Below are 14,421 nucleotides of genomic sequence, written 5' to 3' on the forward strand. Positions count from 1 at the left end.
TTTTGTTTTGATAACTTTGGTGAAAAATATCGTATGATTTTTATAAGATCGAGACTCATATAAATGTTTTTAAATTTAACTATCAAGCTATAATATTTCCTATTCGTTTAACAGCCTCTTTTAATTTATCGATAGGTACTGCATAAGATATTCTTATATAATTCTCAAACCCAGGTCCAAAGGCATCACCGGGTGTCATTACCAGATACCCTTCCTTGAGCATCTTCTCAGAAAACTCGTTTGCATCTTCTGCAAAATCAGATATATCAACAAAAAGATAAAATGCTCCTTTAGGTAATAGACATCTTAAACCGATGGAGTTCAATCCATCGACAAGAAAATCTCTTCTTTTCTTAAATTCTGAAACCATCTCGTTCACACAGTCTTGAGGACCACTCATCGCACTTATAGCGGCTTCTTGGACAAAAGATGGTGCACAACTGATCGAATGTTGCTGTATTTTCAACATCCCGTCTAATATAATCTTTGGTGCAGAAGCGTATCCAATCCTCCACCCAGTCATAGCATAAGATTTTGATAATCCGTTTACCGTAATCGTCCTGTCTGCCATTTGATCGAAAGATGCTATGCTTATATGTTTTGAATCGTAGATTATCTTCTCATAAATCTCATCTGATAAAACGAAGAAATCATAATCTATAGATAAATCTGCAATCATTTTGAGAGTATTTTCTGAATAAACTGCACCAGAAGGATTATTAGGAGAATTTAGAACAATCAATTTCGTTTTTTTATTAATATTATCTTGTATATCTGTTGGTTGAAATTGATCTTCAATATTTGTCTTTATCCAGTTAATACGACCACCAGCTATCTTTACACATGCTTCGTAGCTTACCCATGCCGGAGATAAGAGTACAACCTCCTCACCCTCATCTATTATGGAGTTTATTGCCATATAGATAAGATGTTTGGCACCAGCAGAGATTATTATATTCTCATAAGAGGTATCTATATTATTATCTTTCTTTAATTTTTCTGCAACAACCTTTCTTAAACGTGGTTTGCCCAAACTTGGAGTATAATGAGTATCCCCGTTATCTAATGCCTTTTTTGCAGCATCCTTTATGAATTTAGGAGTATCGAAATCGGGTTCTCCAACACTCAAATTAATTATATCTGCGCCTTTACTTCTAAGTTGTTCTCCTATATCGTTAAGCCGCAAAGTTGCCGAATCTTTGATAAAATTGACTCTATTAGATAAGATATTCTTTCTCATTTAGATCATTTTATGGATTAACATACTACCTATTAATAAAGATAGTTTTAAAAGTATCCTCTATTTTTATAATCATTATCTGTATTGTTTTGGACTGCAAGTAAGACAAAAGGATAAAAAATGAGCAAATATACCATCATATAAACCCGTAATTTTTGGTAGGTATAAAAGAAAAATCACATTCGAGCCAGATCTTAATATCATTCAAGGGTTTTTAAGAGATTGAACAACTTTGAAAAATGTTTTCTCTCCTCCGATATTATATCGTCTACAAAACCTTTTTGATCAGTAGGTAAGAGGCTTTTTATTTCTGTATAATAAAAAATGGATCCTAATTCCAAATCTATTGAATAATTAACGGCAAATATAAGATTTTTAACCTCTTTTAACGTTTCTTTACTAATTTCACTAGGAAATACTCTATCTTTTACATATGCACGAAGGTATGCAAAGTATTCATCAGGGTATATATTTGATGATTTATATTCTTTAATCTTAGAAAGCATCGATTCAAAAGTCTTTTTATGGCTCATCTCATCGTTGGCCAGATTGTTGAAAAAGTTTCTAATATCTTCATTCTCTATCTCTTTCGCCAATCTCTTATAAAACATCTCTCCATTATTCTCTATCCCTATTGCAAACTGATAAACCTCACTAATATCATAATTCATAAAACTCCCTCGGCACAATATATTAAATTAAAAATTCTCTTTAATGCCTCTTTAAAGCCTCTTTGTGTTTTTTGAGGATATCATCTGCCAGTTTATCCAGCCTTCTGAAATCTTCCTCTTTTGGATACCCTTTCGCTACAACAGGCTCTATAAACTCGACGTTCATGTTAGAAAGCAACTCTTTAACCGACTCAACCAACCGGCCACCCCATCCGTATGACCCGATCAACGATACAAACCTTGTTTTGGGTCTTAATGCATTTAAAAGAACAATAGGTCCTATTACGTTAGGATGCGGATTTGCTAACATCATAGGAGCTCCAACAACTATAGTAGCAGCATCTACAGCTGCCATTGCCAAATCTCCCAAATCTGTCTTGGTTAAATCGAATACCTTTACAAATATGCCTCTTTTGATTAATTCATCCGTTAGATATCTTACCATCTCTTCTGTACTTCCATGCATCGATATATATGGAATAATAACCTCGTTTTCTACATTATTCGATGCCCAATCATCGTATAAATCCAATATAAAAGATGGATCGTTATATATAGGTCCATGGCTTGCTGCTATAATATTTACATCCAAATCTCTTATCTTTTTAAGGTTTCTTTGAACATGTGGAACCCTAAACGGCATCATAATCTCTGCATAGTATCTTTTCGCCGGCTCGTATATTCTAATATTGTCTTCGATAAAAAGATCGCTCGTTGCGAGATGGGATCCAAGAAAATCACACGTGAACAGAATTTTATCCTCTACAATATAGGTGAACATCGTATCGGGCCAGTGAACCCATGGTGCATAGATAAATTTGAGTGTCTTGTTACCGAGAGAGACCTCTTCACCGTCTTCGACCACCTCGATCTTATCATCAGGAATAAAAAGTAGATTGATCAACAGATCTTTACATTTTGGATTTGTAAGAACTTTTGCGTCTGGAAACAACTCTAAAATACGTGGCAGGGTACCGGAATGATCCTGTTCTGCATGGTTTACAATGATATAATCTATCTGATCTATATTCACTTCTTTGATATTCTCTATTAAAACCTCGCTCATCGTCGAATCGACGGTATCAATCAATGCAACCTTTTCGCTACCTTTGACCAGGTACGAGTTGTAGCTCGTACCATCTGGTAAAAGGATAAGAGCATCGAATAATCTTCTGTTCCAATCGATCGCTCCAACCGAGTATACATCTTTAATAATCTCCCGCGCCAATGCCATTTTACTTATTTCTCCTTTACGAATTGATCTTTACTCGCTCCACAAACAGGGCATACCCAATCGTCTGGCAACTCTTCAAAAGGTGTTCCTGGCTCTATTCCGGAGTAGGGATCTCCTTTTACAGGATTATATTGATATCCGCATACACTGCATCTATATTTATCCATTTTTTCACTCTCCTTACTCTCTTTCTTCTTTTCTTCTATATAGGTTGGTGCATTCTTAGGCGATTTACCTTTCTTTACCTCATGGTAATATGCATAAGTCATAGGTTCTTCGTTATCATCTATCACTTCAGCATCCACTACTTTACCGATAAAGATAGTATGAGTACCAACATCTATACTATTAACCATCTCTATATCCAGATATGCTATCGAGTTATCCAACACGATAGGCGCACCTGTCCTACCTATCTTGTATTTGACATTTTCAAATTTATTTTCGACATCTTTTCCAGATTTAAAACCAAATTTTCCTATAAATTCCATAGGTGTAGTTTTTGAAAGAATAGATGTAGCATAAATCTTGCTATCCTTAATAAATTCATGCGTCAAGTTATTTTTGTTTATAGCCACAGCTACCTGAATAGGATCCGATGTTACCTGAATTAACGTATTTGCAATCTGCCCGTTTAACCTTTTGCCTTTTTTTGATGTAACAACATATAATCCGTAACTTATTTTATATAATGCCTTATTATCCATTTATAACCCCTTTATAAGATATTATAAAATTGTTATCAAACATATAATTTTTCATAACTACTGACCGGTTACCCCCGTGCTTGTCTGTGCCGGCGGAACAAAAACTCTCAATGCAAGCTCTTTATCAAGCATCAGCAATCCATTGCCATCGTTACCGATATGTTTTAATTTGTTGATGATATCTGTATCGTTTGATTCTTCTTCTATCTGTTCGTTGATGAACCATTGCAGGAACATATACGTGGCATGATCTTTTTCACCTAGTGCAAGATCTGCCAGCTCGTTTATAGATTTTGTTATAAATCTTTCATGCTCCAACGTCTTTTCAAACATATCCAACGGAGACTCAAAATCTGATGGCGGCTCTTCGATGCTCCTAAGTTTAACTCTCGCTCCTTGATCATTTATATAGGTGTATATTTTCATTGTATGAACCATTTCTTCCTGATACTGAACCATAAACCAGTTTGCGAATCCTTTTAATCCTATATATGTACTATATGCAGACATGGATAGATACAGATATGCAGAATAAAGTTCTTTACTCAATTGCCCATTCAAGGCATTAGTTATTTTTTCATTAAGCATTTTTACCTCTTTGATTATTGAATTAACTCTTCCACCTCTTTTTTACCTTTTTCCAACTCTCTTACCTGATCTTCATCTTTTTTCATAAGAAGAGACAAAAATTCACCAAAATGGGTCTTTTCTTCATTTCCAACGTCTAAAAAAATTTTTTTGATATCCGAGTCATCAGCCATCGCAGCAAGTTGCTCGTAAAGATTGATCGCATCGAGTTCTGCAATAATTCCCATGCGTATTATCTCTTTATTTTTTTGATCTCTATCAAGCTTTTCTAAATTTATTGGAATCTCACTAAACATTATATCAACCTTTTAAGCCATTTTAAATCAGGCATAATACAAAAACGATACAAACGATTAATAAAAAAAATACTCAGATATTTAGAGAATCTTCCCAAACTCCGTGAATATTACAGTATTCCAATGCGATTAATGTCTTGATCCCATCTAAAGATATCTTAAAAGTCGTGATTGGATCTGTAAATGTCGGTCCAAAATCTGTTCTACCTAATTCAACAACCTGGTTGTTATCTTTCTTCACACCATACAACTGTATCCAGCAAATATGATGTTCGACCGTGTTAGGATGGGGTACCTCCTTCCCTACTGTCACCTTTACTATATTCTTCCCGTTATCGGCATTTTCTACTTCTATTATAGGCACATGTTTCTCTTTTCCTTCTACATCTCTCCCTTTTAACACTTCTCCATATTTCATATTAATACCTCCATAAATTATATTCATTATTTTTATAACTTATAAATATTTTTATTTATAAATTTCATATTAATACCTCTATAAATTATATTCATTATTCTTATAACTTATAAATATTTTTATTTATAAAGTCGATTAAAAATCGATCTTTTTAATCTTTTAGCTGATCTTCTAATTTATGTAACTTGACTATATGATCATGTTCTTCTTTAATCAATTTATCGATTAAATTTTGGTTATCATGTGAAACAAAGCTTTTTATCTCATTGAAAAATAAGATAGAATCTCTTTCAAAATTTAAAGCCAAATTAATCGCATCAAAAGGTGTCTTAATGTTTTTTACCAATTCTGATGTTGTATTTTTTTTAATAAATACGTTTTTGTCCGCCAACGCTTTTATATAATTGCTGCTATCCTCGTCATCAATTGTTGTATCTTCTTGATCTTCCATCTCTTCATATATATTCTTAAAAGCAAGTATATGCCGATTTTCTTCTCCTGCTAGAAAGGAAAAGACATCTTTTACATTTTTATTATCTATAATCTTTTCAATAGATTTATAAAACTCGAATCCATTCTCTTCTATAAATATTGCAGCCTGTATAACTTCTCTTATTTTTATAAGCCCATTCATTTTACTCATCCTAATTTAAAATACATCTCTTTCTATATATATTTTTCATTTAATTTAAAACAAGAATATTTAAATAATTGAAAAAAAAATTAGTAATATGCATATATCAGATGGAATATTAACACCATTATGGTGTTTAATATGGTTTATAATAGCGATAATATTTCTTGTGATCGGAATAAGTAGTATAAAAAAAAAGGAACGATGAGACTGAAAAATCTTATATGCCGATCTTAGCACTTATGGGAGCTGCAGTCTTTGTAATCTCAGTTTGGCATATCCCCGTCCCAGTAACAGGATCTTCATCTCATCCTGTCGGAACACCGATGGCTTCTATAATAATCGGTCCATTTGCAAGTACAGTAATTACCTTTGTTATATTGATAATCCAGGCATTTATAGGACATGGTGGATTGACAACGTTGGGCGCAAATACTGTCTCCATGGGAATTGTTGGATCGTTTAGTGCATATTTATTGTTTTTATTGTTTAAAAAGCTAAGGTTACCCGTTTGGACATCTGCAGGTATCTCTGCTTTTATAGCCAGTATCTTAGTATATCTAACAACAGCGTTACAACTGGCATTATCTCTAAATCCGACATCTGTCTTTTCACACTGGTTAATATATTCGGCAGGTTATATCCCTACACAGTTACCTTTGGCTATTGCTGAATTTATATTTACTGCCGGGATTGTGAAATATATATATATAAATAAACCAGATTTGTTTTATTTCTATCATAAAGGTGATTGAAATGATTTTTGACAAATTTACAAGAACTGCGTTGGTTTTAATGATAATTATAGTCTTTATGATTATGTTATTCTCTTATATCGGATCAGAGCACGGGATAAAAGGATCAGATGATATTGTGTCAGAAATAATCATAGAAGAGACTGGTAAAGAGGAAATATCAATAATTCCCACAGTTAGTGATTTTATTGGAGAAGAGATAACATATACGATTGTTGGAATTATTGCAGGATTCGTAGTAGGATATTTTTGGAGAGATATATTTAATAATAAAGAATAAAAGAGGTATCTAATATGCTTGAATGGCTTGCAGGAGATCCTTTATGTGGCATCGGTATCACTGTTGGATTCTTTATATTTTTAATAATAGGCTATCATGTCAGATCGTGGATGAAGAATGAAAGATAAATTGAAAAAAGGGATTGTATCGCCGATTAACGTAGAAATACCAGATGGAAGATTTTTATGGAAGATTGATGCACGTATAAAATTGATAGTTACACTTTTTTTATTGATAGCCGTTATCTTCATGGACAATTTGGCTATCCTTCCAATTCTTGCAGCTATTATCTTAATAATACCTTTATTGATATTGAAAATTTCATTAAGAGAGTATTTAAGACGTTTTATTATATTACCATTTTCTATAGCCCTTATTTTATTTATAGTTGTTGCTTTTACCTATGGTGGTATAGAGGAGGTATATTCTGTCTTTGGGTTAAAGATATATAGAGAAAGCATATCTTTTGGGCTCCTCTTGTTTACTCGTGTTATTATCTCCGTATCTGTTTTACAGCTATTTATCCTGACCACAAGCATAAATGATAATATAGAGGCGTTAAGATGGTTTAGAGTCCCAAAAGAGGTCGTAGATATTGGGTTGTTGATGATAAGATATATCTCTTTGCTGTTTGACGAATTTAAAACGATGTACAATGCACAAGTCTCTAGGGGAGGGTTTTTAAAACGGATAGGATATAAAAAAAGAATTAAAAATCTAAGTAGTATTGCTGGATTATTGTTTATAAAAAGTGAGAATAAAGGCGAACGTATATATTCAGCTATGGTATCGAGGGGATACAATTTAAATTTTTATAATAAAAATAGTAAAAAATACAATAGATCGATATCTTTAAAAGAGTTCTTGTTATGTATCTTGATGATACTCTTTATAACTTTATTTGTTATCGCAGATAAGATATGAATCATGATCCAGTGATAAAGGTTATAGATCTGTTTTATACGTATCCTAACAATACTCTTGCATTAGACGGGATAAATTTCATGGCAGATAAAGGAGAAAAGATCGCTTTAATTGGTCCTAACGGTAGTGGAAAATCAACTCTTCTTTATCTCTTAGACGGACTTCTTCTTCCAATAAGAGGTGAAATTTGGATAAAAGATAAAAAACTAAATAAAAATAATTTGGATAGGATAAGGCCTATTGTAGGACTCATATTCCAAAATCAAGACGACCAGCTATTCTCTCATACAGTTTGGGAGGATGTGGCATTTGGCCCTAGAAATTTAGGATTGGATGATAGAGAGGTAGAAAAAAGGGTAAAAGAATCATTGGAGATATTAGGTATATTCAATCTTAAAGATGAAAGCCCATATAATTTAAGCAGTGGCCAGAAAAGGCTAGCATCTATTGCCGGAGTGTTGGCAATGAATCCAGAAATAATTTTGTTGGATGAGCCTACTTCTAATCTTGATCCAAGTAGCTCTAGTAGCTTGATTCGTCTCCTACTATATTTAAACAAAGAGAGAGAGATTACGCTGATCATTGCAACACACGATATCGATAACGTTCCACTCTTCTCAGATAAGGTCTATGTTATGAAAAAAGGAAAATTTATTGCCGAAGGATCGCCTGCTGAGATATTTTCAAAACCAGATGTTATAAGAGATGCATCGTTAAGACTGCCAAGAGTCACCCATCTTATGGAGATATTAAACAAAAAAGACGGAGTGCCTATAAAAAATCCTTATCCTTTAACCATAGGCGAGGCGAGAAGAGAGATATTAAATCATATTAAATACAGATAAAAAGGATAATTATCTATTTAAAAGTAATTTTATAAGTTTGTTTGCCATTACAAGTCCAAAAGAACCTTTTTTTGCTGATTCTTCATTAAATTCTTTTATGCCATCTGAAACGGTTGATTTACTATCATAAATTATAAACGGGACTGGATCTGATGTATGGACTCTATACTCTACTGGAGTAGGATGATCTGGTAACAAAAGTATTGAAAATTCTTTAAACTCTCCTAATCCATCGAGAATTTCTCCCAAAATCTCTTTATCAAACCGTTCTATCGCTTTTATCTTTCCTTCAAGGTCTCCTTCATGTCCCATCTCATCCGTTGCTTCTACATGAACAAATACAAAATCTTTATTTTTAAGCGATTTTAAAGCATATTTTGCTTTGTTTAATAGATTTGAATCTATATAACCTGTAGCACCTGGAACATCTATGATCTCCAGCCCTGCATAGATACCGAGACCTTTTATTAGATCAACAGCCGTTATGACAGATCCGTCTATTTTGTAGAGTTCTTTATAAGTAGAGATATCCGGTTTTTTACCTTGACCCCACAACCAGATCATATTAGCAGGTCGTTTTTTGTTCCTTATTCTCTCGATATTGACGTTACTTTTCTCAAGAATAGATCCAGATTCGAGCATAATCTTATTCAACCTGACAGATTGTGAAGATTTTATAAGATAATCATCGATCTTCCTCCCAATTATGTTATGGGGTGGCGTACATTCCACTTGAATAAGTTCTGGACAATCTCTTACGACCATCAAATTTCTATAACTTTTACCCTGATAAAATTCAACCTTGTATCTCGCACCGATAGACCGGTTAAGTTTCTCTATAAGTATCTTACCTTCTTTATCTGTAATCTTATCTGCGCTGTAATCTTCTAATACCTCATCTTTTATCGTTATAAAATTACATCTAAATGCAACATCGTTATTATTAAGAGTTACACCGATGCTGGCCGCTTCTAATCCGCCCCTTCCAGCAAAATACTTCGGATCATAACCCATTATTGTAAAATTGGCAATATCACTTCCTGGTTCCATTCCATCTGGAACAGTTTTGGCAAGACCTAATAACCCTTTTTTTGATAATAAATCCATATTTGGTGTATTTGCAGCCATTAATGGTGTTTTATTACCTATACTCTTAATAGGATAATCTGCCATACCATCGGGAACTAATATTAAATATTTTTTATCTATCATATCTGTATTAGAATTACTTTAACACAATAGATTAATCTTTTTATAATATATTAAATAAATCCAAGATTATGAATGTATTGTTAATTGGATCTGGTGGTAGGGAGGATGCTATAAGTGAGGCATTGATTAATAGCAGAAGGATTGATAATCTATTCGCCACAATAAAAAATAATAATCCTGGGATAGTATCCCGATGTAAAGATTTTTTAATGACTGAAGAGACCGATATCGAAAAGATAGTCGATTATGCGATCAAAAAAGAGATAGATATCGCTATAATAGGGCCTGAGGCTCCTTTAAATGTGGGTTTGGTCGATTCTCTCGAAGAGTACAATATAAAGACTGTAGGACCTATTAAAAAGGTTGCAAAGATTGAGACAGATAAATCATGGGCAAGACGGTTGATGGCAGATTATAGGATAGATGGTTGTCCTATATTTGAAATTTTTGATGATGTTTATCAGGCAAAAGAGTTTTTAGAAGATAATAAAGATGTAGTTATCAAACCTGCAGGGCTTACTGGGGGAAAAGGTGTTAAAGTGATGGGAGAACATATAAAGAACAAGAATGATGCGATAGAATATATAAAAGAGGTTATAGAAAAGCATAAGTCCGTAATATTAGAAGAAAAATTGGAAGGAGAGGAATTTACAATACAGACATTCACCGATGGTTATAATTTGATAGGGTCTCCTGCTGTTCAGGATCATAAAAGAGCTTACGAGGGTGATATAGGACCAAATACTGGTGGTATGGGATCTTATTCCGATAGATGCCTGAATCTTCCTTTTATGAATAAAAAAGATTATAATGATGCGATAAAGATATTGAAAGATACCATATCTGCCATAAGAGATAAGACGGGAGAAAGATTTAAAGGTATTTTATATGGTCAATTTATGTTATGCAGAGATGGAGTGAAGCTGATAGAGTATAATGCACGATTTGGTGATCCTGAAGCAATGAATATACTTCCAATACTGAAGATAGATTTTTTAGATATTGCTGAAGCAATCGTTGATAAAAAAATAGATAAATTAGATATCGATTTTGAGGAAAAAGCAACGGTATGTAAATACATAGTGCCTAAAGGATATCCTTCAAATCCGAAGACCGACAGCATAATCACGATAGAGGGAAAGATTAATAAAAACGCACGTTTATATTATTCAAGCGTAAATAAGATTGATGATAAGATATATACGACAAAATCTAGATCTCTTGCAATTATAGGGATTGCAGAAACAATAAGCAAGGCTGAAAAAATAGTTGAGAACGAGATTATAAAAGTTAAAGGCGATATATTTTATAGAAGAGATATAGGAACAGATATTCTTATTAAAAAAAGAATAGAACATATAAATAGGTTAAGGAGGATAAATTGAACGTTCTTTCTATTCTAGACCTATCCAAAAAGGATATAGAAGAAATCCTCGATCTTGCTATGGAGATGAAAAGAGGTAACGAGAAAAGAAAATTTTTAAATGATAAAAACGTTGCAATGATATTTGAAAAGCAATCTACAAGAACAAGGGTCTCTTTTGAGGTTGCAATGAGACAGCTCGGTGGATATGCGATCTATCTGAATAAGAACGATCTACAGCTGGGTAGAGGTGAGAGCATTCAAGATACCGCCAAGGTCTTATCAAGATACGTAGATGGAATAATAGTAAGGACGTTTGAGCATGAAACGGTAGAAGAGATGGCAAAATATTCATCTGTTCCTGTAATAAACGCTTTGACTAATTTAGAACATCCTTGCCAGTCATTGGCAGATTTGTTTACTATAAAAGAGTTCAAAGGAGATCTTAAGGGATTAAAATTGGTATGGATCGGGGATGTCAATAATGTATGCAACTCTCTCATCCTGATATCATCCCTTTTTGGAATAAATATAAGTATTGGGTCCCCGAGAGATTATGGACCGAGTAGATATATACTCGATAAATTAGATGGGCATATAAAGTATTACAATGATCCGTACAAGGCTGCTGAAGACGCGGATATCATTTATACTGATGTCTGGGTATCAATGGGGAATGAGGATGAGAAAGATAAGAGAGAAATCGATTTCAAAGAATTCCAGGTCAACCAGAAACTTTTGAGTCATGCTAAAAAGGACGCGATAGTTATGCATTGTCTCCCTGCGATAAGAGGCAAAGAGATAACTTCCGATGTGATGGACGGCAAAAATTCTGTTATATTCGACCAAGCAGAGAATAGACTACATACACAAAAAGCGTTATTAGCAAAAGTTATAAGATAAGATGATCAGATTGTGATTGATTCAGTAGCGAATTATATTATTAATAAACTGATAAACCTTAAAGCGGAGGTTGCCGAGTGGAAAAGGCGCAGGGTTGAGGGCCCTGTTCCGTAGGGATCCGTGGGTTCAAATCCCACCCTCCGCATTAATGATAAAACCCTTTAATGCGTTTAAAAATAACAAATAGTTAAAAGGTTTTATATATATTTGGTTCTCAACTATAATAATAAGGTTATTCAAAATGGATGAAGATGGAGTGTATGATCTCATAATCCCGCCTGGTGTATCTAAATCAATAATAGAGGATATTCTCAGGGAGTTTGACGTAGAAGTTGTAGAGAGAGAAGTGAAGATCACTTATGCTATTGGAGAACAAGATGATGTAATAAGAAACGTTTTAGCATTTAGAGGAAGCAAAGAATTATTATTAAAGGTAGAAGAGTTTATCAAGCAGAGTCTGATCGATAAAATAGAGAGTTTAGGTTCGGATAGGCATAAAGATAGATCTACCAAATAAAGATCAAAAATTGATAACTCTAACCCAGTCTCTGGAACATTTTTTCTAATTGATAGGACGAGATCTTGATGATTGTCGGTCTCCCATGCGGGCATATCATCGGATTTCGGCATTTAGATAATTCTTTCAACAGGTTTAACATCTCTACCTTGCTGATCTTATCACCAGATTTTATCGAGCCGCGACATGAAATAAGTTTGATCGCCTCGTCTTCGATCTCGGGATAAGACGACCTGCTCAATGTAAACAGATCTTTAAGAAAACTATAGATCGATGGTGAATCGTTCAATTTAGACGCAGAATATGGAATCGATTTAACGTTATAAGTTCTTCCTCCAAAATGCTGTATATCGAATCCTATGCTTTCGAGAATGTCTTTCAAATCTTCAAATATTATCTGCTCTCTGGGCGACAATTCTATATTTACAGAGACAAGCAACCGTTGCGATATTTGTTTGGAATCCCTCATCGTTTTAAGCCTTTCGTATCGTATCCGTTCGTCAGCTGCATGTTGATCTATCAAAAAAATCCCGTTTTTTCCCTCTATTATAATATAAGTGTCCAAGACTTGACCTAATATCTTTATTTTTGTATCATTAAAGATATTTAAGAACGAAGATTCAAAATTGATATCGATAGCATCACTTTTTTGGTTGGTATCTCCTTCAATAAAGTCAGATATGGATACTGGTTTAGATATAAAACTATCTACTATCTTATTTTCTGAATATAAGAACGTTTTTTCCTCATTCGCATAATCGAGAAGTTTTGTCTTGTTATCTTTGATAAGGTCATTAAACGTTTTCTCAGGAAGATCCATCTCATGATCTTTTGTAATAGCCTCCAAAACTGCCTCTTTTATTCTTTTTATAACCTCTTCTTCTTTGTAAAACCGTATCGTATTTTTATTAGGATGAACGTTTATATCTATCAGGTAAGGATCGATATTTAAATGAATTATGGATATAGGATACTTGTTTGATAATATATAACCTTTATACGCCTCTTTTACTGCATTTGTAATAGATGAAGAGATTATTGGTCTGGAATTAACATAGATAAATATCCAATCACGGTTGATTTTAGTCAGATTTTTCCTGCTCGTAAAACCGGATATCTTAAAGTCGTTTGAGACAAAGTTTATAGGTATAAGATTTTTCACCGTATCAGCACCAAGAATGTTTACCAGGGTAGCTTCCCACCGATCCGAACGGACAGATTTAAAGATACTCTTATTTTTATTAATCAATTCAAAAGATACCTGGTGGTTTATTATCGCATATCTCGTTACGATATCGATGATCCGTGATAATTCGGCCCTTGAACTCTTAAGATATTTCTTTCTGGCAGGTATATTTTTAAAAAGATCTTTTACAACAATTGTTGTTCCAATTGGACAACCGATCTCTTCTATCTCTCCCATCTTCCCATCTTTAATAACCAATCGGTTACCGCTCTGCATATTTTTAACCTTAGTCTGTGCCTCTACATACCCTGATACATTTGCTATGCTTGCAAGCGCCTCTCCTCTAAAACCAAACGTGATAATACGGCTCAGATCTTGGAAAGATGATATTTTGCTCGTTGCATATCTATCAAACGCCAGAATAAGATCTTCTTTCTCAATACCACAACCATTGTCTGTAACTCTTATAAGCTGTTTACCACCATCCACCACCTCTATCACAATTTTAGTAGCCCTTGCATCTATAGAATTCTCTATCAATTCTTTAACCACAAAAGATGGTCGTTCTATTACTTCTCCTGCAGCAATTTTAATAATCGTCTCCTGATCAAGATGTTTTATCTTGGACATATAATTAATCTCTATTAT

Annotated in this window: 18 protein-coding genes and 1 tRNA gene; 9 read left to right on the forward strand and 10 right to left on the reverse strand. The window is 33.7% G+C overall.

The window, feature by feature from the left end:
• Nucleotides 1–82 precede the first annotated feature (82 nt).
• From LPC15_RS04595 to LPC15_RS04630, 8 genes are all read right to left on the reverse strand, one after another.
• A complete protein-coding gene (locus LPC15_RS04595) occupies nt 83–1,240 on the reverse strand; it encodes a pyridoxal phosphate-dependent aminotransferase (RefSeq protein WP_229234205.1) in 1,158 nt (385 codons plus the stop codon).
• Between the two features lie 200 nt (nt 1,241–1,440).
• Nucleotides 1,441–1,911: a ferritin-like domain-containing protein gene (locus LPC15_RS04600; protein WP_229234206.1), complete on the reverse strand. Its 471-nt coding sequence runs from the start codon at nt 1,909–1,911 to the stop codon at nt 1,441–1,443.
• 40 nt (nt 1,912–1,951) lie between these two features.
• Nucleotides 1,952–3,145, reverse strand: coding sequence for an FprA family A-type flavoprotein (locus LPC15_RS04605; RefSeq protein ID WP_229234207.1), 1,194 nt, complete (start codon nt 3,143–3,145; stop codon nt 1,952–1,954).
• 5 nt (nt 3,146–3,150) lie between these two features.
• Entirely contained in the window at nt 3,151–3,852 is a 702-nt protein-coding gene (locus LPC15_RS04610; protein WP_229234208.1) for a flavin reductase, read from the reverse strand.
• A 57-nt stretch (nt 3,853–3,909) separates the two neighbouring features.
• Nucleotides 3,910–4,440, reverse strand: coding sequence for a ferritin (locus LPC15_RS04615; RefSeq protein WP_229234209.1), 531 nt, complete (start codon nt 4,438–4,440; stop codon nt 3,910–3,912).
• A gap of 14 nt (nt 4,441–4,454) precedes the next feature.
• Nucleotides 4,455–4,736 carry a ferritin family protein gene (locus LPC15_RS04620; RefSeq protein WP_229234210.1) on the reverse strand — a complete coding sequence of 94 codons (282 nt, stop codon included), beginning with the start codon at nt 4,734–4,736 and terminating at the stop codon, nt 4,455–4,457.
• A 73-nt stretch (nt 4,737–4,809) separates the two neighbouring features.
• Nucleotides 4,810–5,154 (reverse strand): desulfoferrodoxin family protein, encoded by a 345-nt coding sequence (locus LPC15_RS04625; RefSeq protein WP_229234211.1) that lies wholly within the window; start codon nt 5,152–5,154, stop codon nt 4,810–4,812.
• 151 nt (nt 5,155–5,305) lie between these two features.
• A complete protein-coding gene (locus LPC15_RS04630; protein ID WP_229234212.1) occupies nt 5,306–5,797 on the reverse strand; it encodes a ferritin-like domain-containing protein in 492 nt (163 codons plus the stop codon).
• Nucleotides 5,798–5,885: 88 nt separating this feature from the next.
• Here LPC15_RS04630 and LPC15_RS07050 point away from each other — a divergent pair, with 88 nt between their 5' ends.
• From LPC15_RS07050 to LPC15_RS04650, 5 genes are all read left to right on the forward strand, one after another.
• On the forward strand, nt 5,886–5,996 hold the full coding sequence (locus tag LPC15_RS07050) for an energy-coupling factor ABC transporter permease (RefSeq protein ID WP_420709466.1): 111 nt from the start codon (nt 5,886–5,888) through the stop codon (nt 5,994–5,996).
• Nucleotides 5,997–6,012: 16 nt separating this feature from the next.
• Nucleotides 6,013–6,543, forward strand: a complete 531-nt coding sequence (locus tag LPC15_RS04635) for an energy-coupling factor ABC transporter permease (RefSeq protein ID WP_420709467.1) — start codon at nt 6,013–6,015, stop codon at nt 6,541–6,543.
• Nucleotide 6,544: 1 nt separating this feature from the next.
• Nucleotides 6,545–6,823 (forward strand): hypothetical protein, encoded by a 279-nt coding sequence (locus tag LPC15_RS04640; protein ID WP_229234213.1) that lies wholly within the window; start codon nt 6,545–6,547, stop codon nt 6,821–6,823.
• Between the two features lie 117 nt (nt 6,824–6,940).
• Nucleotides 6,941–7,747: a cobalt ECF transporter T component CbiQ gene (gene cbiQ, locus LPC15_RS04645; protein ID WP_229234214.1), complete on the forward strand. Its 807-nt coding sequence runs from the start codon at nt 6,941–6,943 to the stop codon at nt 7,745–7,747.
• Nucleotides 7,744–8,592: an ATP-binding cassette domain-containing protein gene (locus LPC15_RS04650; protein WP_229234215.1), complete on the forward strand. Its 849-nt coding sequence runs from the start codon at nt 7,744–7,746 to the stop codon at nt 8,590–8,592. Before cbiQ ends, LPC15_RS04650 begins: the two co-directional genes overlap by 4 nt.
• A gap of 9 nt (nt 8,593–8,601) precedes the next feature.
• On the opposite strand, the gene LPC15_RS04655 is transcribed toward LPC15_RS04650, so the two are convergent.
• The gene (locus LPC15_RS04655) at nt 8,602–9,804 is read right to left on the reverse strand and encodes a cofactor-independent phosphoglycerate mutase (protein ID WP_229234216.1); all 1,203 of its coding nucleotides are present in this window, start codon (nt 9,802–9,804) and stop codon (nt 8,602–8,604) included.
• A 68-nt stretch (nt 9,805–9,872) separates the two neighbouring features.
• Between LPC15_RS04655 and purD the strand changes: the two genes are divergently transcribed.
• The 4 genes from purD (at nt 9,873) to LPC15_RS04675 (ending at nt 12,587) form a co-directional block, all read left to right on the forward strand.
• A complete protein-coding gene (purD, locus tag LPC15_RS04660; RefSeq protein WP_229234217.1) occupies nt 9,873–11,189 on the forward strand; it encodes a phosphoribosylamine--glycine ligase in 1,317 nt (438 codons plus the stop codon).
• Nucleotides 11,186–12,070 carry an ornithine carbamoyltransferase gene (argF, locus tag LPC15_RS04665; RefSeq protein WP_229234218.1) on the forward strand — a complete coding sequence of 295 codons (885 nt, stop codon included), beginning with the start codon at nt 11,186–11,188 and terminating at the stop codon, nt 12,068–12,070. The genes purD and argF overlap by 4 nt, the downstream gene beginning before the upstream one ends.
• A 63-nt stretch (nt 12,071–12,133) precedes the next feature.
• Nucleotides 12,134–12,215: transfer RNA gene (locus tag LPC15_RS04670), tRNA-Leu, on the forward strand.
• 96 nt (nt 12,216–12,311) lie between these two features.
• Nucleotides 12,312–12,587 carry a hypothetical protein gene (locus LPC15_RS04675; RefSeq protein WP_229234219.1) on the forward strand — a complete coding sequence of 92 codons (276 nt, stop codon included), beginning with the start codon at nt 12,312–12,314 and terminating at the stop codon, nt 12,585–12,587.
• 19 nt (nt 12,588–12,606) lie between these two features.
• On the opposite strand, the gene mutL is transcribed toward LPC15_RS04675, so the two are convergent.
• Nucleotides 12,607–14,403 carry a DNA mismatch repair endonuclease MutL gene (mutL, locus tag LPC15_RS04680; protein ID WP_229234220.1) on the reverse strand — a complete coding sequence of 599 codons (1,797 nt, stop codon included), beginning with the start codon at nt 14,401–14,403 and terminating at the stop codon, nt 12,607–12,609.
• Between the last annotated feature and the right edge of the window lie 18 nt (nt 14,404–14,421).

The organism is Candidatus Methanoliparum sp. LAM-1 (assembly GCF_020885915.1).
In the GTDB taxonomy this organism is placed as follows: Archaea; Halobacteriota; Methanoliparia; order Methanoliparales; family Methanoliparaceae; genus Methanoliparum; species Methanoliparum thermophilum.